This window comes from Mycobacteroides sp. LB1 (genome assembly GCF_013449725.1).
In the GTDB taxonomy this organism is placed as follows: domain Bacteria; phylum Actinomycetota; class Actinomycetes; order Mycobacteriales; family Mycobacteriaceae; genus Mycobacterium.
In genome coordinates, this window is record NZ_JACCFF010000001.1 from 1,369,976 (window position 1) to 1,389,235 (window position 19,260).

Genomic DNA, 19,260 nt, shown 5'->3' on the forward strand with positions numbered 1-19,260 from the left:
TCGTCCCACCATCGAGCTACTGAAGGGCCGGCAGCCCGTCGATGGAGGCGCCGTTGTTCTCCAGCGCACTCTCCAGGGTGAGCTTCTCCTCCGGAACCTTCTCGACATGCTTCTCGTACACGTCCCGGTGGCCCACGAACTCCATCAGCGGAACCGAGTAGCCGCACGAGTCGGCGACCCGCGTGACATCAACCAAAATGATTGAGCGCGCGCCCTTTTCGAGTTCCTTGGAGAAGTGACTGCGCAGCTGCGGGTACTCGGGTTCGTTGAACTGCACGACACGAGCCCGCCCGTGCAACCGGATGATGCGGCAGCGCTTGTCGAACGAACAGAACATCAGCACGATGCGCCCGTTATCGCGCACATGCGCGATGGTCTCCGCACCGCTGCCGAAGTAGTCCAGGTAACCAACCTGGTTGGGCCCGAGCACGGCGAATGTCCCGGCCATCCCCTTGGGAGAGACGTTGACATGCCCTTCTGAACCACTCGGTGCGGTGCCCACGAAGAACACCGGCTGCTCGGTCAGCCAACGGGCGAGCTTGTCGTCGATCTCCTCGTAAACGTGACCCATAGGCTCCAGGTTGCCACCTGGGTCCGTCAGCTCGCCAGACGTTTTAGGCGTCCGGGATATCTAGACGCGGGCGCGCAGGTCCTTGCGGAGAATCTTCCCGGCCGCGCTCTTGGGGATCGCGTCGATGAACTCCACCTGCCGAATCCGCTTATGCGGAGCGACCTTCTGTTCGACGAAGGCCATCACGGCCTCATCGGTAAGTTTGGCATCGGTACGCACCACAAAGGCCTTGGGAATCTCGCCACTGGAAGGGTCGGGCACCCCGATAACAGCAGCGTCGCCGATACCCGGGTGGGTCAGCAGCAGCGCCTCCAGCTCAGCGGGCGGCACCTGGTAGCCCTTGTACTTGATGAGCTCCTTGAGCCGGTCGACGATCGTCACCACACCATCGGCGCGTACGACGGCGATATCGCCGGTGTGCAGGAATCCGTCCGGCTCGATTGTCCCGGCGGTGGCCTCCTCGTTGCCGAGGTACCCGGCCATCACATTCGGGCCGCGTACCAGCAGTTCTCCGGGCGCACTCTCCCCCTCGGCCGGGATGTCGATCTCCACCCCGGTCTCGGTGTCGATGAGCTTGTTCTCCGAGTTGGGCACAGGAATACCGACCGAGCTGAGCGGGATATCGGGGCGACCCGGCGGGATGAGGTGGCTGACGGGGCTGAGCTCGGTCATGCCGTACCCCTGGCTCACACGGCAATTGAGACGTGCGGCAACGGCATTACCCAGCTGCTCGTCCAGCGGAGCGGCACCCGAGAACACCGAACGCAGACAGGAGACGTCGTACTTGTCGACATCCGGATGCTTGGCGAGCACCACCGCCACCGGCGGGGCCACGAAGACATGATCCACGCGGTAGTTGGCGATGGCACCCAGGAAGGTGTTGAGATCGAACCGCGGCAGGATTACCAGCTCTGCACCCAGTTTGAGCTGCACGTTCAGCAGCACGACCAGACCGTAGATGTGGAAAAACGGGAGGATGGCCAGCACCCGATCTCCGCGTTCCACCCCGTAGAGGTGCTTGGCCTGGGCGATATTGGCCACCAAGTTGCGATGGGTGAGCATGACGCCCTTGGCCTTGCCGGTGGTCCCCGAGGAATACGGCAGCACAGCCAAATGCGTTGCGGGGTCGAAAATTACCTCCGGCGGCGCCAGATCCGGCCGCACAATGTCGGCCAACGAGAGACGTCCTTCGACGGGGTCGATGGTGATCACGTTGACCGAATCGATTCCCGCCGCCTCGGCCGCCTCCAACGCACGCGGCAGTAGGGGCGACACCGTGAAGAGGAGCTGCGCCTTCGAGTCGGTGAGCTGCTTGGCCAGCTCCTCGGCGGTGTACAACACGTTGACGGTGCTGGCGGTGCCGCCGGCGCGCAGGATGCCGTGCAGCACAACGGCAAAGGCCGTGCAGTTGGGTAGGAAAACCGCTGCGACGTCCCCGAGCCCAAATCCGCGGTCCGCCAGGCCCGCTGCCGCGGCGTCGATCTGCGACCGCAGCTCGCCCAGGGTGGTCTGTGCACCGGACAGACCGTCGATCAGCGCCACTCGGTTATCGTCTGCACCCCTATCGCCAAACACGTACTCGTAGACGGAGCACTCAGGAATGGATACGTCAGGCAGAGGGCTACGAAAAGTCACGTCGGACAGTCTTGCACGCCGCGTCTATTCCTTGCCCGGCTTGGTCAATCCTCGATGAGGTGCTCGAAGGCTTCGAGATTCTTCAGCGACTCGCCCCGCGAGGTGCGCCAAGCCCACTCCTTCTGGATGGACGTGCGGAAACCCAACTCCAGCAAGACATTGAAGTCGTTGTCCACCGTCTCAAGCACTTGACCGAGGATGGTGTCGATCTCCTCCGGGGTTATCGCCGGCAAGGGCACCCGGCCCACCAGGTAGATGTCACCCATGTTGTCGATCGTGTAGGCGACGGCATACAAGCGGCGGTTACGTTTGAGTAGATACCGGTAGACGCCTTCGATGTTCTCGTCGGGGCGACGGCAGACGAACGTCTCGATGCGCAGGGCGTGCTCGCCCGGGCTGAGCATCGCGGTGATCTTCTGCTTGCGCTCGCCGGGCAGCTCCACGATCAGCGCGGGTTTACCGTCGGGCCCGCGTTGCTCCGTGAAGGTGATCTCCCGTTCCACGAGCGTCTGCGCGATGGTGGCGTAGGCCTGCTCGGCAGTCGTCATCGCCGCAGCCCCGACAGCCGACGCGACCGGAACCGTGAACGCGGTGGGCGCTGCGTTGAAGGCCTTTGTGGCGCACGGTAATCAGCAATGGCGTGGCTGTAGCTGGCCAGCAAGGCATCGGCGGTACTGGACCAGGAGAAACCGGCGGCATGTTCGACGGCGGCACGACTGAACGTGGATCCGGTGCGCGCCAGCAGGTTCCCGATCGAATCCGCCCAGTCCTCGGTGCGATGCGTCGGAACCAAGAGGCCGGTGCGCTGATCGGCGACCGCGACCGGAAGACCTCCCACCTCGGCTGCCACCACCGGAGTACCGCAGGCCTGCGCCTCGATGGCCACCAGCCCGAACGACTCCGAGTAGCTCGGCACCGCAACGATATCGGCGGCCCGATACACCTGTGCAAGCCGTTCTCGCGACTGCGGTGGCAGGAAGGTGACCCGGTCGGCGATGCCGAGGTCCGCAGCGAGGTCCTGTAGCGCGGTCGGCTCGTCGAGACCACTACCGGACGGCCCACCGACGATGAGAACGCGAATCCCGGGCAGCTTCTCGGCCGCGCGCACCAGTAGGTCGGGGGCTTTGAGCGGTTGGATGCGTCCGACGAAAGCGACGATCTGCTCATCGGCCCGCAGGCCGAATTCGGCGCGGGCGGCGGCTTTGTCACCGGGCGTGAATACATCCAGGTCCACCCCGGGATGGACGATATCGATGCGACCTGGATCCGCGTTGTGTATCGAAACCAATTGATCGGATTCGTCTTTGGTGTTAACGATGAGCCGATCGGCCTCGTCCACCACCTGCTGTTCCCCCACCGCGCGCAACGCGGGCTCAGGGCGGTCACCCTCGGCAAGGGTCCTGTTCTTGACCGCGGCGAGAGTGTGTGCGGTATGGACCAGCGGGACGCCCCAGCGGTCGCGGGCCAACCAGCCCGCCTGACCGGAGAGCCAGTAATGCGAGTGCACCAGGTTGTAGTAACCGGGTTCGTGGACGGCCTCGGCGCGCAGCACCCCGGCGGTGAAGGCGCACAGCTGGGTCGGCAGGTCGTATTTGTCCAGGCCCTCGAACGGCCCGGCGACGATATTGCGCACTGTCACGCCGTCAGAAACCGCCACAACCGGTTCATCGGAGGATGCGGTCGCCCGGGTGAAGATGTCGACAGCGACGCCCCGGCGGGCCAGTTGAAGGGCTGTCTGCAGCACGTAAACGTTCATGCCACCGGCATCGCCGGTGCCGGGCTGGGCCAGCGGCGAGGTGTGTACAGAGAGGACAGCGATACGGCGCGGCTTCAGCGCCGCAACGGCGCGGCGCGGCTCATCGCCCATCAACACATCACCATCTTGTCATCTACCGATCATCGGCTGGCGCGCAGCACCCTCACCTGGGGGTTTGGGTGTCAGCGTGACGTGACTTCGCGGCGATAACCCTCTTCGAGGATCTTGCGCAGCTTCTCGTCCGAGTGCGTGATGGCGAGCGATATGAACGGTGAGATGACCTTGCCCAACGCACGGCCGGCAAGCCCGCCGGGTAACCGGTAGTCGATATTGATCTCAAGCTCGGTCTCGTCAGCGGAGACAGGCTGAAAACGACATTCGATCTGATTGTCGATTCCCGAACGTGATTCGGTGGTGAACAGCGTGTCAGGCTCCCACCCCACCACCTCGATCGTCGACCGGAGAGTGGCACCAAGGTTGATCGCGACGTCGTACCTGGCCCCGGGCCCACGCTCTACCTCGTTGACGAAGCGGACGTGCTCGATCCCGAACATCCAATCCGCCAGATGGTGCGCATCACTGATGTAGTCGAAGGCGTACGCCATGGGCACCTTCGCCGTGGACCGGTGGTGGATATGCGTCATACGCACATCCCTATCACTTTTCGACGCCCACGAATCCGCAACTCCGACAAAACCGAGCAAACCGAGCAAACCGCGCAAACCCCAAAATTGTGGCTACCCGGTCCACCGAGCGTGAAGCTGTGGCGGAACATCGACGGGAATCCCGCCATGGCTTCACTCTCGGCGCGTAGGAACTGTCTCCTATGCCAGTGCGGAGACCTCACCGCGCCGGGCCGACGCACGTCGCATGGCACCCAGCGGATCGGAGAACAACCCGCCGAGGGACACCACACCGGCTCCGGCCTCCTGCACCCGGTTACCGAAGGCCGTCACGCGAATATCGCGCTTCGACAATGTCGACCGATCCAGGAAAGCCTTCTCGACGTCGTTCATCACCTCGGGGTACTCGGTGAATGCCTGCCCTCCGACAATCACTTCGTCGGGGTTGAGGATGTCGCGCAGCAGTGCGACCGACTCACCAAGCACCCGGCCACGTTCGGAAAGTAGTTGGCGCGCAGACTCATTACCGCCACGGGCAGCCTTGTACACCGCGCTCACCGAGACGCCTTCGCCGGCGGGCACGATGCGCAGCTTTCGGGCCGCGGCCAACACCGCCTCATCACTCACCGTGGTCTCCAACTTGCCGCTGCCGCCGAGTAATTCGGAATCAACAGGCAGTGCCGCGATGGTTCCCGGACCGCTCGACGGGCTGTGCACTCGCCCATCGATGGCCAGCGCGAAACCGACTGTCTCACGGCCATATACGTACAGGCTGGTCAAGGAGCGGGCTGCGAATCGACGCAGCCCCAACAACAGCTCGGCACCGGCCATCGCATCCACGTGCGAGGCCACCGATACCGGCAGACCCAGCGCGTCGGCGAAGACGCGGCCCACCGGGGCCTCCGTCCAGCCCAGACGCGGGTGATCCACCGTCCCGGCCGGTCCGTCGACCACACCACCGGTGGCCACCCCGATCCACAGCGGCCGACGCCGGTGCCAACGGGCCAAATACCGCTGTGCGCTACCGGCGAGCGAGGCCAGCGCGGCGCCTTGCGGACCGTTTGGCGTCGGTGTTTCCACCACATCAAGGGTCCGGCCGAACAGGTCGGTCGCCACAATGCTGGTGGCCCGGGCACCGATATGGATGCCGAGGGTCAAGAATGGCTCGTGGTTGAGCTCGACCGGCACCCGTGGACGGCCGATGGCGCCGGAAACTGCCAGGTCAGCACGTTCACGCAGCAGCCCGGCGTCCAGCAGGGCTGTCACCTGCCGGTTGACCGTAGCGATAGAAAGGCCTGTGATCTGGGCAATCGCATCGCGAGCCACCGGACCGCGCACACGTGCGGCGCGGAACACCGAGGATGCGGCGCTGTCGCCGATGTACAGGGCGGGCGGATGAATCTGGTGGCGGGAAACTGGTCGGCGAGCCGGAGAAGTCATGAGAAGGGTCCTTTGGCGGGAGGTCAGCCCGCGAATTCCGAGGCTGAAACGAGGGCTATTGGTGTTGTGAACTGGGGCGATACCACGCCCGAAACGTCAAGAAAGACGTGCAGAAACTAGGCGCAGCGACAGACGCAGCGACAACACAGCTCGCGAGCCAGCGGCAGCCGTGAACCAATACCCGCGATCACGAAAGTGACCCGGGGTTCGGCGGCACGCTTGATGGACACAGCCGCAATTTAGCATCCCCACGACGAAATCTCCTACTACCGGCCCACTACTCGCACCTGACTACAGTGGCGTCCATGAGCAATCCCACGTTCGAGGGCCGGGTCGCGGTCGTCACCGGCGCCAGCTCCGGAATCGGCGCAGCTACCGCCAAATCCCTTGCGGCCCTTGGGTTCCATGTCGTTGTCGCGGCGCGGCGCGAGGACCGCATCAACTCAGTAGCCGAGGAAATCGGGGGCACTGCGGTTGTGCTCGATGTCACCGATGCCGATTCGGTTGCCGCCCTTGCGCAGAGCCTGGACCGGGTAGACGTGCTGGTGAACAACGCCGGCGGCGCCTGGGGCCTGGAGTCGGTACTCGAAGCCGATCTGGAGCACTGGCGCTGGATGTGGGAAACCAATGTCCTGGGCACTCTGCAGGTGACCCGCGCCCTGCTGCCCAAACTGATTGCCTCCGGCGACGGGCTCATCGTCACCATCACCTCGATCGCCGCACTGGACGTCTACGACGGCGGCAGCGGATACACGGCCGCCAAGCATGCACAGGCAGCCTTGCACCGCACACTGCGCGGCGAGCTTCTGGGAAAACCGGTGAGGCTCACCGAGATCGCGCCGGGTGCAGTGGAAACGGAGTTCTCGGTGGTGCGCTTCGACGGCGATCAGGCCCGCGCCGACTCGGTGTATCAGGGCATCACGCCACTGGTCGCCGAGGACGTCGCGGAGATCATCGCGTTCGTGTCATCGCGACCCCCGCACGTCAATCTGGATCAGATCGTCGTTAAACCCCGGGATCAGGCCTCGTCCACCCGCCGAGCGACCCGCGACTGAGCCTCCGGCAGGAATCGATCCCTCCGGGCGCGCCGCCCCGGCACGGTTTTCTCAAAATATTGCGGCACAGTTCTTTTCACGAAGGCGTCTTTTCACGAAGGCGACCTCGAACACCGGCACGTCCGCGCCTGTGTCGCAAAACAATGGCGCATCGGCAGAGGCACTGGGCGGCATTGTTTTTTCGGTCGCTGCGCTAACGCGGTGTGGATGTCGGCGTCCCCGAAAGCGTCGGGGCGCCCGACGGAGTGAGCGGAACGGTAGTGGGAATCGACGTGCTCGTCGGTGTCCCAGAAAGCGTCGGCGCGCCCGACGGAGTGAGCGGGACGGTGGTCGGAAGGGACGAGGTCGTCGACGTCGACGTGACGGTTCGTTCCTGAGGATTCCGCGGGAGCGACGACATCGACTGCCAGGTCGACCAGTCCACCGCCCAGTCCCACAGGTCGCCGTCGGAGTAGGAGAGCTCAATCGAGGTGCCGGTCACCTCGACGGGGTCGCCGTAGATCGCGGTGCGGAAATACGATTCGGCGTCGCCGAGTGACAGGTTGATACAGCCATTGGTGACGTTCGTATTACCCTGTTGCCCAGTGGTATTCGGGTTAGCGTGAATAAACTCGCCGTTGTTCGAGATTCGAACCGCGAAGCGTTCGTGCACGTTGGTGTATCCGGCCGCCGGGTTGGACATCCAGAAGTCCTCATACTTCTCGGTGACGACGTGGATTCCACTGCGGGTGACGTTGCGCGGCAGATCTGCCTCGCCATAGCTGCACGGCAGGTCCAGGATGGTCCCCTCGTCGGTGGTCACGCGAATGCGATGGCTCTGCGCATCAGCATAGACAACCTGTCGGCGCCCCACAGAGAATTCCAACGACATATCCTCGTTGCCGAATGCCCCGTCCCCCAACGGAATTCCGTAGAGATTAGCCTTCACTTCAACCTTGGTACCCGCCTTGAAGTACTCACGTGAACGCCAGTGCACTCGGGAACCCTGCTGCTCATCGGGCAGCCAGGCCCAGCCGCCTTCGGTGGGCGGATCGCAGGTGATGCTCAGCATCCGCTCCACCGAGGCCTTATCGGCGATATGCGCGTCGAACTGGATGATCACGGGAGCCGCGATCCCCACCGTCTGCCCGTCGCCGAGCTGGAACTGGCCGTTGACCTTCGCCGTCGGGACCAAGGTGGTGAATGCGCCGGACACCGGGATTGCCTTGCCATCCAGGCCTACCGCCGACCCCTTCCACGTGTAGGTCACATCGAATCCGAGCGGTTCGGTGGTGCGGAACCTCGTCTGGTCGCGACTGAGGACTCCTGCGACGACTTTGCCGTCGGCGTTAACCAGCTTCACGTCTTGGAACCAGCCGTTGGCCACGGTCACACTGACCGGCACGGTCGGGTTGACGTCCTTGGCCTTGTCATCGGGTGTGAAGGCGAGAGTGGGTCCCGGCGATGGGGCCTCTTCCGGCGCATTCGAGCCGACGGCCGAGCAGGCCGCAGCAACAGCTGGGACACTCAGGCCCAGAATCGTGAGCGCACGTCGCCGCGTCAGCGCATCACGGGGATCTGGTCTGGGGCCACTCACGACATCCCACGATACGGCCCGCCGCGGACAAGTTCGCCCAGCCCGACCAAGATCACTCGCTGGATCACGTGTGACGTGCGATTTTACCTCGCCCCACGGCTAGTAGACCGGGATATCGAAGATCGCCGCGGGCGCGCCGTACTGCGCGCCCCACCCGGCCCAGGCGACATCACTCGGACCGACCCGCTTATCGACGATGACCCAGCCCTGCTCGTCTTGATGCAACAGAGTTACGTATTTCTTCGACAGGACGCCGTTGGCAGCGGCTTCGGCAAAGGGAGTACCGGTGTAGTCGATCGGGCTACCGTCGGGCTCCTGCATCGCCGACCAGAGGAACGCCCAGCCTTCGGCCGCCTTGAGGCTGCGCACATCCAGACGTACCGGCTTGCCCAGCTGGGCGGTCACGTCGGCAATCGCGGGCACCAGGATCGCGGAGGCCTCCGGAGATGCCGGGTCCACCGACGTCGCCCCAGGATCGGCCGCTGCGAACGGCGCCGCAAGCATGCCGAGCCACACCAGTAGTGCCAGGAATCCGATCCGCACGGCCCCTCTTTCGTCGGCGACCCTCGAACGGTCAGACATGGCGACTATGACATCCCTGCGTCAAATTTGCTTAGTACCCATCAGACTAGAGGGCGCGTCCTTCGGTGCGGATTCGATAACGGCCGTATCTTCCGGTGCCAGCGCCCGACCATCAGCCGCACGAAGCTCGAACCGTCGCACCGGGCGTGACATCGTGCGGTCCACCAGCGTGGCGCGCGGCTCCCCCGGGGTGAAACAGAATTCGTCACTCCACTGCCGTAACGCAACCAAGACGGGAAACAGCCCGCGGCCCTTATCCGTCAGTTGATACTCATGGCGAGCCCCCAGCGGGATCACCTCGAGGATGCCGCCGTCCACCAGCGTCGCCAAGCGGGACGCCAGGATGTTCTTGGCAAGCCCGAGGCTCTTTTGAAACTCTCCGAATCTGCGCAGTCCGTCGAATGCGTCACGAACGATCAGCAGCGACCAGCCGTCCCCGACCTCACCCAGCGGCCTGGCCAGGGTGCAGCTTGACTCCGCATGACTTGCACGGCCCACCATCGACAACTCCTTTGGTTGCAATATGCAACCATCCATGCAAGGCTCGAACGGTTGCGAAGTGAAACCAACTGTACCGAGGAGCTCGCGTGCTGACCAGACCCGTCATCGTCTTGTTCTCGCTCGCCTGCGGGCTCGCGGTGGCGACCGTCTACTTCTCCCAGCCGCTGCTGGATACCATCGGCGCGCAATTCGACATGCCCACAGCACAAGTCGGTATCGTGCTCACACTCACCCAGATCGGGTATGCCATCGGCCTGCTGCTCATCGTGCCCCTCGGCGATATCATCGATCAGCGCCGGCTCATCATCGGGCAGACTGTCCTGTTGGGGGTCTCATTGACCGCCACGGCAATAGCCCCGAACACATGGGCGTTCCTGCTGAGTATCACCGCAGTGGGCGCACTCGCCGTGGTGACCCAGGTGATGGTCACCTACACCGCGGTACATGCGTCGCCGCAGCGACAGGGCTGGGCCGTCGGCGTCGTGACCGGCGGCATCATCAGCGGAATTCTCTTGGCACGCACCGTGTCCGGCGCCCTATCTGATCTCCTCGGGTGGCGATCGGTATACGTTGCGGCCGCCGTCGCGACGGTCATAACGGCCGGGATTTTGACACGCACCCTGCCGGAATCCACCCGCACACACCGGGCGCTGCCCTACCGCCGGTTGCTCATCTCGACGCTACGGCTCCTGCGCGACGAGCCGGTGTTGCGCTCCCGGGCCATCATCGCGATGCTCATCTTCGCCGCCATCACGGTGCTGTTGACGCCCATGGTGCTACCCCTCACCTCCGCGCCATATCACTTGTCGCATACCGAAGTCGGCTTGTTCGGCCTGGCCGGAGCGGCGGGCGCACTCGGCGCGTTCAAGGCCGGATCGTGGTGCGATAACGGCCTGGCGAATCGGGTTACCGGCGGCGGCCTGGTATTGATGCTGGCGGCGTGGGTGTTCGCGGCAACTCTGCCCTGGACCCTGTTCGGGTTGGCTGTCGCGGTCGTGATCATCGACTTCGGCCTGCAGTCGGTGCATGTCGCGAACCAAAGCCTCATCTACCGCCTGAACACCGAACTGCACGGGCGCCTGACCGCCGCCTACATGACGTTCTACTCCGTTGGCAGCGCCGCCGGCGCCATCGCGTCGACCTGGGTTTACTCAGCCCACGGATGGACCGGAGTCTGCGTTCTCGGTGCCGTCATCAGCCTTGGCGCACTAGCCTATTGGATCGGTAACAGCACCAGCTCCGGCACAGCGGCCGCCGCCGACACCGACAGTCGTTGCCGCGACAATGCCGGCCACGCCTGCACCGCACAGAACGGCGCGCACTGATCCTGCTCGGCATGCGTCGCGACGTGCACACAACATTGGGTGAGCCGTTCCTCGATCATCGTGGACATATCCATGAACGGCTTGACGGTGATTCGCACGATTCGCTCGCCGAGCATGCGCCGCAGCTTCGCCCGACGTCCGGGTAACGCCGAGGCGGTGACAGTCATCAACGTGGAGATTCCCAAATCGCAACTGTCGCATATGGTCTTCCACACATCGCCAATAGTCGGATGCGACAGGGAAGACTGCTCCGAAAGCAGTCCCAGCAGCGATTCCTTGACCGCCAGTCGCAGCTGCTGTGGAACCTCCTGATCCGCAATGCGATTGGAAACCAGTCCCAGGTTCTCCTTGAGGCGGTCGTGTCCGATCAGGGAGGTCAACGACCGCCACACGCCGGCATCGTCGCGCAGCATGTATCCCACCGAGCAGCAATGCGGATGCGAACACGGGAGTGCCGTCAAGTCACGCCACGAGACAACGTCACCGGTCTGCGGGCCCAGACGTTTCAGCACCCCGGTGTGGGTGAGCCGCTCGACGGGGTCGATCGCACCCGCTCGGCCCGAACCGAATTGCGGTTGGATCGAGACACCACCCAGGTACGGGGTGTCGAGGGCAAGCTGGATGACGGCGCCGATATCTCCGTCGTTGACACCGAGTGCCGCGGTCATGACCAATGTCGTGAAGATCGCGCTATCGGAGAGCCGTTGCACCGCCTGGGCTTTGATCCTCGTCAGGTCACCACCGCGATGGTGTCGTGAGGCGTCGGCGGACGGGCCGTCGTATTGGAGGTAGACCTCCACACGTTCCCGGTGACGTGCCAGTAGATCCAGCAGCGCATCGTCGCGGGCGATGAGCACTCCGTTGGTGTTGATGAGAATTCGGGTGATGGGCCGAGTCATCAGCTCGTCGAGCAGCCGGGCAAGATTCGGGTAGACGGTGGGTTCGCCGCCGCTGAGCATCAACACATCCAGCCGGCCGTTCTCGCGGGCCAGACGCTGGTCCACATTGGCCAGCACCCGCTCGACTGGTACCACCCCGCGCAGATCAGGTGAGGAATCGGCGAAGCAGGTGGGACACCGCAGATTGCACGCCTCGGTGATATCGGCCAGCAGGATGCAAGTGTGTTGGGTCTGCATCTCGGGCAGCCCGCGCAGATACGCCATGGGGATCGGATCGAAATTTCCCGGCACATCAGGGATATGAGTCTTGGTGGGGGCCGTCCACTCCTCCAGGTACTCGAGAATCTCTGCGTCCTCGTCGTACAGGGTGCGCACCAACCCGTGTACACGGCAGGCGCGTTCGAGCCACACCCGATCGTCACGGTGCGCGAGCCAGCCGGAGAGCCGGTCGACCTCCGCCAACGGACGCTCCGGGTTCTCCTCATGGCAGCGCGGACAAAAAGCGTTGACGTACCGCAGGATCCGGTCCCCGCGCAGCCCCATTCCCGCCATGGCTACTCCAACCCCTCCAACATCGAAATGCACCCCACAACAAACCCCGTCGTAATCGCCACCGTTGCCCACCCGATCAAGAATCCGATACCCAAGCCGCGGACCCAGTCTCGTCCCCACACTGTCATGGCCAGGCCGCCGCCCAGACCGATGACGGACATCACCACGGCCAGAACCGTTGCCCCGGATTCGACGGACGACGATGTACTCATCACGCTCGCCAGAAGCATCCACGTGCCAAACGTCATCACCCAGAAGAGGAAGACACCGGCGAACGTCATCCCCAAAACCGCGCCACCGCTCTTCTTCGGTGGCGGCTGCCCATACGGGTAATAACCCGACGGATACTGCGGATAACCCGGCGGCGGTGGATACCCGCCAGGGCCGTAGGGGTAGTGGCTATACGGGTACTGCTGCGGTTGCTCACCCTCTGAGGGCGGCTGCGGCGGGGTGGTCATTGGTACAACATCGGATTTAGCCCGGTACAGATCCCGACCGTGAGCATGGATACCAACGCCCAGCCGACCATCAGTCCCACTCCCCAACCGCGCTTGTCGCGACCCCCCTTTCTGATGAGCACCGTACCCACCCCAAACGCGACCAAAATCCCCATCACCGCAACCAATCCGGATACGACCTCGAAGCCGGTGTGGTGCCTGTCGGCCAACGATCCGCCGATCATCAGCGCAAGGAAACCGAATACGGCGTTACCGAAAATGAATGAGAGTGCACCGGCGAACATCATCGCGCCGCTCACACCGGATTTGGGCTGTTCTGGTGGTGGATAGCTCATGCCGCCACCGCTTCGGGAAGGCGCCCGCGGAACATGTTGTCGTAGTAGCCCGCACGGTGTCCGCGCCACAACCTCCAGGCAGCCAGACTCATACCCAGCAGCAGAACCCATTGTGGACGTGTGAGATTCAGCCATACAGTCTCGTTTGCCCGGGTGAACTCGACAAAGAACCGGAACACCGCATATGCGGACACGTAAAGCACAAACAGCTCACCGGGATGTGTTACGCGTGGACGCAGCCACCACCACAGCACCGCGAAAGCTACAAGCTGGAAAGCGATCTCGTACAAGAACGACGGATGCATGGCCACCCCCGCCAAACATCCCGGGCATTCCGGCCGAGACACGGGAGCGTGCACACCCCACGGCAAAGAGGTCGGCCGTCCCGGGGCCTCCGTGAGATGACATCCGATCCGACCCACCGCCATACCCAACGCCACCGCGGGCGCGAACAGGTCGCCTGTCTTCACGCGATACCCGATGAGTCGCTTCGCGACCAACACACCGATATACGCCCCCAACAACCCGCCGATGATGCTGCGCGACCCGAACATCCACGCCTCACCCAGGCTGGGATTCAACGCCGGGTTGACGTGCTCGATCCAGCCCGACAGCCGCATACCGATCGCACCGCCGACCAATGCACCCGCCACGGCGATCAGTGACTGTTCGGTGGGAGCGCCTCTTCGACGTGCTTCGTAGGCGAAGACAACGGCGGCGACCAGCACACCGAGCCCCACGAAGAGCCCGTGCAGACCGATTCCCAGCCCCATCAGCCCACTCTACGAGCCACGGCGCGGCACGCGCAGGGCATTACAGCGAACAGCCCACCAGCACCGGCTCGGGGACCAGCCGCACACCGAAAGCATCCAACACCCCGTCGCGAACGGTACGCGCGAGCGCCAGCAGCTCACCGGTGCTCCCGCCCCCGCGATGCGTCAGCGCCAGTGCATGTTTGGTCGACACCCGCACCGCCGACTGCTCACCCGGATAGCCCTTGACGAACCCGGCCCGCTCCACCAGCCAGCCCGCTGAAAGCTTCACCCCACCCTGGGCCGGATACCGCGGTACGGCGATATCGGGCCCCAACCGATCACGCACGCGCACCAGGACTTCGTCCAGATCACCTTCGGCAACAACAGGATTGGTGAAGAAGGAACCGACGCTCCAGGTGTCGTGGTCGGCCCCATCGAGCACCATGCCCTTACGGCGCCGCAGGCCGAGCACCGCCTCACGCACCGCCAGCGCGTCGGTGCGCTCCCCCTGCTCGATCCCGAGCTCCTTGGCCAGCTCCGGGTAACGAATCGGGGAGCTCAACCCGTCGGTGGACAGACCGAACTCGACCTGCAGTACCACGCGCGCATCGGTGCCCTTGAGAATGCTGGTGCGATAGCCGAACCCCAGCTCGCCGGCCTCATACCAGCGCACCTCCCCTGCGGCCCGGTCCAGCACCCGTACCCGTCGCAGCAGCGATGCCACCTCGACGCCGTAGGCGCCCACGTTCTGGACGGGGGTGGCGCCGGCCGTTCCTGGGATTCCCGAGAGGCATTCCAGTCCACCGAGACCGGCGCGCAGGGACAGCGCCACGACCTCGTCCCAATTGGTCCCCGCGTCCGCGCGCAGCAGCGGCCCGTCCACCGTCACACCGGCCGAAGCGATATGCACCACCATGAGGTCCGGAAGATCATCGGCCAGAACTAGATTCGAGCCACCCGCGAGCAACAGAGTCGAATGCCCGGCGAGTGCCGCCAACGTGCCTGCCACCTGGGCGCTGCTATCGCAACGAACAAGCGTCGACGCCACCGGCCCCAACTGCAATGTCGTCAACGAGGCAAGCGGAGCATCGTCGACCACAACGGCACCGAGATCCTCGATCTCCGCGCGCGTTGTCCGTGGCAGAGTTGTCGGTCTTCGCGCAAGCGGCTCATCCGCACCCGCTGGTCTTCGCGCAAGCGGCTCATCCAAGCTCACGGGCGCTAACGGTAGCCTTGCCACCCATGGCGCGCTCATTTGACCTGTCAGTGGAGTACTCGGCCACCGTCGAGCAAGTCCACTCGGCTTTCGCCGACGAGGCCTACTGGAACCAACGTCTGGCCGACTCGGGTGCGGACACCGCGACACTGGACTCTCTGAAGTCCGAGGGCGGCGCCATCGAAATAGTCACCACACAGGTGCTGCGGAGTGACCGGCTGCCCGGCATCGTCTCCCAGTTTCACCGCGGTGACCTGCATATTGTCCGAACCGAGAAGTGGAGTCCGATCGCCGGCGGTGCATCCGACGGCACGGTGCTGGGCTCGATATCGGGCGCACCCGTCACCCTGTCCGGCACCGCCCGGCTGCATCCCGGCGGCAAGGGCTCGCGGCTGGACATGAAGATAGGCGTCGAGGTCAAGATCCCCCTGGTGGGCGGCAAGATCGAGGGCTTCGTCGGCGGAAAACTCATGGACCTGTTATCTGCCGAACAGCGATTTACCTCGGAGTGGATCACCGCCCACGGCTAACCTGGGTCCGATGTCCAGGCGGTCGGTCTTCACGGTGAACTTCGCGGCTCCGGCCGAGAAGATTTACCAGGACTTCGCGAGCCGGGACTACTGGGAAACCCTGATGTCGGCGTACGGATGGCTCACGCCGATCTCCGAGATTCGCACCTTTACGGTGACCGACCGCGGTATCGACGTGGTGGTCAAACAGAATCTGCCCCGCATGTACCTGCCGCCGATTGCGCAGAAGGTAATGCTCACCGACATGATCATCACCCGGGCGCAGCGGTTCGGCCCGTTCGATCAATCCAAGGGCGCCGCGGTGGGCAGCTACAGCGCATCGGTGCTCGCCGGACCGGGCGCCTTCACCGGGGTGTGCAAGCTATCCGATACCGATCAGGGTTCCCAGCTGCGGCTGTCCAGCACGTGCAAGGTGTACATCCCGTTTATCGGAGGCAAGCTCGAGGATCTGATCCTGCACCACATCAACGATCTATTCCGGGTGGAAGAAGGCTTCATCGCCGACTGGATCTCGAAGCACCACTAGCCCCGACGCCGAGATCAGTAGTCCGATTCGGCGGCCAGCAGCTCGGCGAGGAACGCGTCGGCAGCAGGCGTGGCCAGCCGGGCGCAGGCGAATGCCCGGACCCGATCGCGTAACTCGCTCGACTCCGCAGCTCCCCCGCCACCCACGCCGACCCGTGTCGCCGACCAGTCGGCGTTCCACGCCTGTGCCTCCTCGGCGGGCCGACCGTCCGCATCGAGCACCGGCAGCACCGCACCGCCCTCGGCATCCAACAGGCCCGCTCCGTGAAATGCACCGCAGCGCAACGAGACCGGAATGCCTGCGGCGGAATCCGGGCCGGATACCGCCGCCCGCACCTGGACAGTTACCGTCGCATCCTCGGTAACGACCGCCCAGTCGAGATTGTGTTCGGCCGCGTCGAAGATCGCCGGCGGCACATCCGACCAGGCGATGGTCACACCGCCCGCGGCGATGGTGCCCGGCGATCGGGGCTCGTCGCCGAGACCGGCAGCCAGCGCATAATCCTCACGCCGCGCGGCCCCGCTGCCTTGCGAATCCCACCGAACCCCAAGCTCGTCCGCCAGATCGCGACACCGTGCCACCAGCGCGTCCACCCGCGGGTCCCGATAGGAACCCAGTGCCGCACCGTGGGGTGCCAACAGCCCAACCACATCGGCGTCCAGGGTGTCGTCGGTGAAATAGTCCTCGGCCGCCGCCGTCAGCACCGCGAGCTCGGCGTCGAGCACCGCCGGGTCCAGCGCGGTGATGCCGTCGCGACGACTGGCCGGCCACCATCGCCGAAGCCAATGGCCCAGCGCCAAGCGCCGCAAGGAATCCGCCGACCCGGACAGCACCGACACCGACGGCAGCTCGATCACCTCGGTCCGATCGCGGTCGCGCAGCGCCTCGACAACAGCCACATGTCCGGCCTCGCCGAGAATGCGCCACATCCAATCGGCCCGCGCCGGATCGGTGAACGCCAGCACCGGCGGATGCGAGGGATCGTCGACGGGCCAGGACAACACCGCGCCACTGACCTCGAGAACCGCTACCGCCGGAATCGGGGCAGGCGGTGGACCCGTTGCCCACAAACCGGATTCGTTGGCCAGCCTCATCCGGCGACCTGCAATTCCAGCATGGCCTTGATCCGCTGCCGGTGGTCCAGGCTCACCGAGCGCGCCACCCCTTCCAGCAGCGACCGGAGATCATCGACGTCACCGCAGGATTCCTGCCAAACATCCCGACCGTGCAACCTGGCCCACAACCGGCTCAGGTACGGCCGAGCGAACGCGGCCAGGTCGTCGACAACCTGTCGCTGCCGGGGGTGGACGGCCTCGCCGGCAACAAGATAGCGCCGAGCATGCATAACGTAGGCCTCTTTCACCAGCCGAGCCTGGACGCGCGCGGACAGTTCGTAGCGCGTCGTCACCGAATCACCCAGTGGCCGCAGGTCCGTCGCCATCTCGACCCCGGCCAGCAGGGCGGCCTGCTTGTCCTCGCTCATCAGACCCCATGGCGCGCAGGCCCGGTCGACCTCTTCGGCACACAGCAGCGGAACGTCGGGCAGTTCGTCGCGGTCCAGCGCCCGTCGCAGCGTGGCCCGCACCCGATCCACGACGCTGCGATCCATCGGACGGTGACCGTCGACGTCGCCGTCGATAGCCGGGGGTCGTTGTGGTTCAACGGAACTCAATCCGATCTCGACAATGGACCACGGCAGGGTGGCGACGGTGCCATGCACGCTTGCGCCGAGATTGTAGGGAGTGGCGTCGGCGATCAGTGCCTTCCAAACCCGTTGGCGCGCAGTCATCTCACGATGGCTGCCAGCCGCACCGAGCACCGTCGTGAGACCTGCGAAGAAGGGGCCCGTGATGGCGTCGTCCGACCGCACGTCGCGCCAGCTCCGGTCCCGCAACCTGGCGAGTCTGGCCACCACGTCGGGATCCTCGATATGGCGGTTGAGCACCTCGATCGCCGTACGGTCGCGACCGCGGTGCAGATCGTGCAGAACCTCCGTCGCGGTGCGCTGATCCGCAACCTGCGGAACGCCCTTGGTGACAGCCAATTCAAAACACACCGGGAAGTACAGCTCTTGAGCATTGCCGGTGGTGATGCGCTGCCTACGCCGCTCGGTCTTGAGCATCACGAACCAGTCGGCCGTGGCCCGCAACTGCGGACCACGCCCCACGATCAGGGCGTGCATAGCCGTGGCCACCTCGGGTGCCAGCACCGGAGCCGAGAAGGCGGTATTGCTGCGCAGCCGCAGCACCAGCGGGTCGAGGATCCGTTTCACCGTCCGGCGCAGCGGTCCGCCGTCGTCGGCGCTGAGCACCTCGACACCAGAGCCGATCGCGCGCCAGGCCCGATCGATCACGGCACGACGCGGCACCGCCGACTGTAGCGAGACGGCGGCCTCGGATGCTGCCGACCCGATGCTCACCGTCACAAGGGTAATCGTTGTCGGCCGGCCAAAAGTTGGGTTCGGTAGCCACCGGCCGGGTCGACGCTATCGACATGACCACAGGACTACTTCTCACCATTGCCAGGGTCTTCGACGGATGCGTCGCTGTGCTATCCGGCCGCCGGAACACACCCGTTCACCCGAAGGAAGAGGCCGACGAGCGGCTCGTCACCATCGAGGAATTCACCGCCGAATTCGATCACCTGCTGATCCGCAAACGGCTACTGACCGAGGCGCGGCGCGCGGCGATCGGCGAGGGCACCCGGTCCCGCGGGGTGGTCACCGGGTTGAGCGTCACCGGCCCCGGCCGCGAGGTACAACTGGACCTCATGGTGACCAGGCCGGACGGCGGCCAGTTCCCGGCGCGTGAAACCGCGGTAATACCCGCGTCCACGCTGCCGAAGATGGCACCGGGCAGCGTAATCGACGCGTACTACCGGCCCAGTGACCACAGCATCATCGCGGTCCGGGTGCGCGCCGGCTGA

The 19,260-nt window shown here is 64.7% G+C and carries 21 protein-coding genes; 5 read left to right on the forward strand and 16 right to left on the reverse strand.

The window, feature by feature from the left end:
• Window positions 1–16 precede the first annotated feature (16 nt).
• From MLB1_RS06845 to MLB1_RS06870, 6 genes are all read right to left on the reverse strand, one after another.
• The gene (locus MLB1_RS06845; protein WP_180748888.1) at window positions 17–571 is read right to left on the reverse strand and encodes a pyridoxamine 5'-phosphate oxidase family protein; all 555 of its coding nucleotides are present in this window, start codon (window positions 569–571) and stop codon (window positions 17–19) included.
• A gap of 60 nt (window positions 572–631) precedes the next feature.
• Window positions 632–2,206, reverse strand: a complete 1,575-nt coding sequence (locus MLB1_RS06850) for an AMP-binding protein (RefSeq protein WP_180748889.1) — start codon at window positions 2,204–2,206, stop codon at window positions 632–634.
• 44 nt (window positions 2,207–2,250) lie between these two features.
• Window positions 2,251–2,754 (reverse strand): YbjN domain-containing protein, encoded by a 504-nt coding sequence (locus tag MLB1_RS06855; RefSeq protein ID WP_180748890.1) that lies wholly within the window; start codon window positions 2,752–2,754, stop codon window positions 2,251–2,253.
• The gene (gene mshA / locus MLB1_RS06860) at window positions 2,751–4,073 is read right to left on the reverse strand and encodes a D-inositol-3-phosphate glycosyltransferase (protein WP_180748891.1); all 1,323 of its coding nucleotides are present in this window, start codon (window positions 4,071–4,073) and stop codon (window positions 2,751–2,753) included. The genes MLB1_RS06855 and mshA overlap by 4 nt, the downstream gene beginning before the upstream one ends.
• Window positions 4,074–4,144: 71 nt before the next feature.
• Window positions 4,145–4,606, reverse strand: a complete 462-nt coding sequence (locus MLB1_RS06865; RefSeq protein ID WP_180748892.1) for an SRPBCC family protein — start codon at window positions 4,604–4,606, stop codon at window positions 4,145–4,147.
• 180 nt (window positions 4,607–4,786) lie between these two features.
• A complete protein-coding gene (locus tag MLB1_RS06870; RefSeq protein WP_180748893.1) occupies window positions 4,787–6,025 on the reverse strand; it encodes an ROK family transcriptional regulator in 1,239 nt (412 codons plus the stop codon).
• A gap of 305 nt (window positions 6,026–6,330) precedes the next feature.
• On the opposite strand from MLB1_RS06870, the gene MLB1_RS06875 reads away from it, so the two are divergent.
• Complete coding sequence (locus tag MLB1_RS06875) at window positions 6,331–7,080, forward strand: SDR family oxidoreductase (protein WP_180748894.1); 750 nt, start codon at window positions 6,331–6,333, stop codon at window positions 7,078–7,080.
• Window positions 7,081–7,273: 193 nt separating this feature from the next.
• On the opposite strand, the gene MLB1_RS06880 is transcribed toward MLB1_RS06875, so the two are convergent.
• The 3 genes from MLB1_RS06880 to MLB1_RS06890 form a co-directional block, all read right to left on the reverse strand.
• On the reverse strand, window positions 7,274–8,656 hold the full coding sequence (locus tag MLB1_RS06880) for an Ig-like domain-containing protein (RefSeq protein ID WP_180748895.1): 1,383 nt from the start codon (window positions 8,654–8,656) through the stop codon (window positions 7,274–7,276).
• Between the two features lie 99 nt (window positions 8,657–8,755).
• Complete coding sequence (locus MLB1_RS06885; RefSeq protein ID WP_219602577.1) at window positions 8,756–9,238, reverse strand: hypothetical protein; 483 nt, start codon at window positions 9,236–9,238, stop codon at window positions 8,756–8,758.
• A gap of 21 nt (window positions 9,239–9,259) precedes the next feature.
• Entirely contained in the window at window positions 9,260–9,739 is a 480-nt protein-coding gene (locus tag MLB1_RS06890) for a helix-turn-helix domain-containing protein (protein WP_180748896.1), read from the reverse strand.
• 86 nt (window positions 9,740–9,825) lie between these two features.
• Here MLB1_RS06890 and MLB1_RS06895 point away from each other — a divergent pair, with 86 nt between their 5' ends.
• A complete protein-coding gene (locus MLB1_RS06895) occupies window positions 9,826–11,064 on the forward strand; it encodes an MFS transporter (RefSeq protein WP_180748897.1) in 1,239 nt (412 codons plus the stop codon).
• Here the strand turns inward: MLB1_RS06895 and MLB1_RS06900 are convergent.
• From MLB1_RS06900 to MLB1_RS06920, 5 genes are read right to left on the reverse strand one after another with little or no spacing between them, the layout of a single operon-like run.
• The gene (locus tag MLB1_RS06900; RefSeq protein WP_180749732.1) at window positions 10,953–12,506 is read right to left on the reverse strand and encodes a radical SAM protein; all 1,554 of its coding nucleotides are present in this window, start codon (window positions 12,504–12,506) and stop codon (window positions 10,953–10,955) included. The genes MLB1_RS06895 and MLB1_RS06900 overlap by 112 nt on opposite strands.
• An 11-nt stretch (window positions 12,507–12,517) precedes the next feature.
• On the reverse strand, window positions 12,518–12,973 hold the full coding sequence (locus MLB1_RS06905; RefSeq protein ID WP_180748898.1) for a hypothetical protein: 456 nt from the start codon (window positions 12,971–12,973) through the stop codon (window positions 12,518–12,520).
• A complete protein-coding gene (locus MLB1_RS06910; RefSeq protein ID WP_180748899.1) occupies window positions 12,970–13,308 on the reverse strand; it encodes a hypothetical protein in 339 nt (112 codons plus the stop codon). The genes MLB1_RS06905 and MLB1_RS06910 overlap by 4 nt, the downstream gene beginning before the upstream one ends.
• On the reverse strand, window positions 13,305–14,081 hold the full coding sequence (locus MLB1_RS06915; RefSeq protein ID WP_180748900.1) for a prolipoprotein diacylglyceryl transferase family protein: 777 nt from the start codon (window positions 14,079–14,081) through the stop codon (window positions 13,305–13,307). Before MLB1_RS06915 ends, MLB1_RS06910 begins: the two co-directional genes overlap by 4 nt.
• A gap of 40 nt (window positions 14,082–14,121) precedes the next feature.
• Window positions 14,122–15,207, reverse strand: coding sequence for a UDP-N-acetylmuramate dehydrogenase (locus MLB1_RS06920; RefSeq protein WP_255485739.1), 1,086 nt, complete (start codon window positions 15,205–15,207; stop codon window positions 14,122–14,124).
• Window positions 15,208–15,305: 98 nt separating this feature from the next.
• On the opposite strand from MLB1_RS06920, the gene MLB1_RS06925 reads away from it, so the two are divergent.
• A complete protein-coding gene (locus MLB1_RS06925) occupies window positions 15,306–15,809 on the forward strand; it encodes a DUF2505 domain-containing protein (protein WP_180748902.1) in 504 nt (167 codons plus the stop codon).
• A 10-nt stretch (window positions 15,810–15,819) separates the two neighbouring features.
• Complete coding sequence (locus tag MLB1_RS06930) at window positions 15,820–16,335, forward strand: DUF2505 domain-containing protein (protein ID WP_180748903.1); 516 nt, start codon at window positions 15,820–15,822, stop codon at window positions 16,333–16,335.
• 14 nt (window positions 16,336–16,349) lie between these two features.
• On the opposite strand, the gene MLB1_RS06935 is transcribed toward MLB1_RS06930, so the two are convergent.
• Together MLB1_RS06935 and MLB1_RS06940 are read right to left on the reverse strand one after the other, a co-directional pair.
• Complete coding sequence (locus MLB1_RS06935) at window positions 16,350–17,429, reverse strand: hypothetical protein (RefSeq protein ID WP_180748904.1); 1,080 nt, start codon at window positions 17,427–17,429, stop codon at window positions 16,350–16,352.
• Window positions 17,426–18,754 (reverse strand): hypothetical protein, encoded by a 1,329-nt coding sequence (locus tag MLB1_RS06940; protein WP_180748905.1) that lies wholly within the window; start codon window positions 18,752–18,754, stop codon window positions 17,426–17,428. Before MLB1_RS06940 ends, MLB1_RS06935 begins: the two co-directional genes overlap by 4 nt.
• A 68-nt stretch (window positions 18,755–18,822) precedes the next feature.
• Between MLB1_RS06940 and MLB1_RS06945 the strand changes: the two genes are divergently transcribed.
• Window positions 18,823–19,260: a hypothetical protein gene (locus MLB1_RS06945; RefSeq protein ID WP_180749733.1), complete on the forward strand. Its 438-nt coding sequence runs from the start codon at window positions 18,823–18,825 to the stop codon at window positions 19,258–19,260.

Coding starts and splice junctions, on each gene's coding strand:
- MLB1_RS06845 (WP_180748888.1), bottom strand. CDS start 571: ATGGGTCACGTTTACGAGGAGATCGACGACAAGCTCGCCCGTTGGCTG.
- MLB1_RS06855 (WP_180748890.1), bottom strand. CDS start 2,754: ATGACGACTGCCGAGCAGGCCTACGCCACCATCGCGCAGACGCTCGTG.
- mshA (WP_180748891.1), bottom strand. CDS start 4,073: ATGGGCGATGAGCCGCGCCGCGCCGTTGCGGCGCTGAAGCCGCGCCGT.
- MLB1_RS06865 (WP_180748892.1), bottom strand. CDS start 4,606: ATGACGCATATCCACCACCGGTCCACGGCGAAGGTGCCCATGGCGTAC.
- MLB1_RS06870 (WP_180748893.1), bottom strand. CDS start 6,025: ATGACTTCTCCGGCTCGCCGACCAGTTTCCCGCCACCAGATTCATCCG.
- MLB1_RS06875 (WP_180748894.1), top strand. CDS start 6,331: ATGAGCAATCCCACGTTCGAGGGCCGGGTCGCGGTCGTCACCGGCGCC.
- MLB1_RS06885 (WP_219602577.1), bottom strand. CDS start 9,238: ATGTCTGACCGTTCGAGGGTCGCCGACGAAAGAGGGGCCGTGCGGATC.
- MLB1_RS06890 (WP_180748896.1), bottom strand. CDS start 9,739: ATGGTGGGCCGTGCAAGTCATGCGGAGTCAAGCTGCACCCTGGCCAGG.
- MLB1_RS06900 (WP_180749732.1), bottom strand. CDS start 12,506: ATGGGGCTGCGCGGGGACCGGATCCTGCGGTACGTCAACGCTTTTTGT.
- MLB1_RS06905 (WP_180748898.1), bottom strand. CDS start 12,973: ATGACCACCCCGCCGCAGCCGCCCTCAGAGGGTGAGCAACCGCAGCAG.
- MLB1_RS06910 (WP_180748899.1), bottom strand. CDS start 13,308: ATGAGCTATCCACCACCAGAACAGCCCAAATCCGGTGTGAGCGGCGCG.
- MLB1_RS06915 (WP_180748900.1), bottom strand. CDS start 14,081: ATGGGGCTGGGAATCGGTCTGCACGGGCTCTTCGTGGGGCTCGGTGTG.
- MLB1_RS06925 (WP_180748902.1), top strand. CDS start 15,306: ATGGCGCGCTCATTTGACCTGTCAGTGGAGTACTCGGCCACCGTCGAG.
- MLB1_RS06930 (WP_180748903.1), top strand. CDS start 15,820: ATGTCCAGGCGGTCGGTCTTCACGGTGAACTTCGCGGCTCCGGCCGAG.
- MLB1_RS06935 (WP_180748904.1), bottom strand. CDS start 17,429: ATGAGGCTGGCCAACGAATCCGGTTTGTGGGCAACGGGTCCACCGCCT.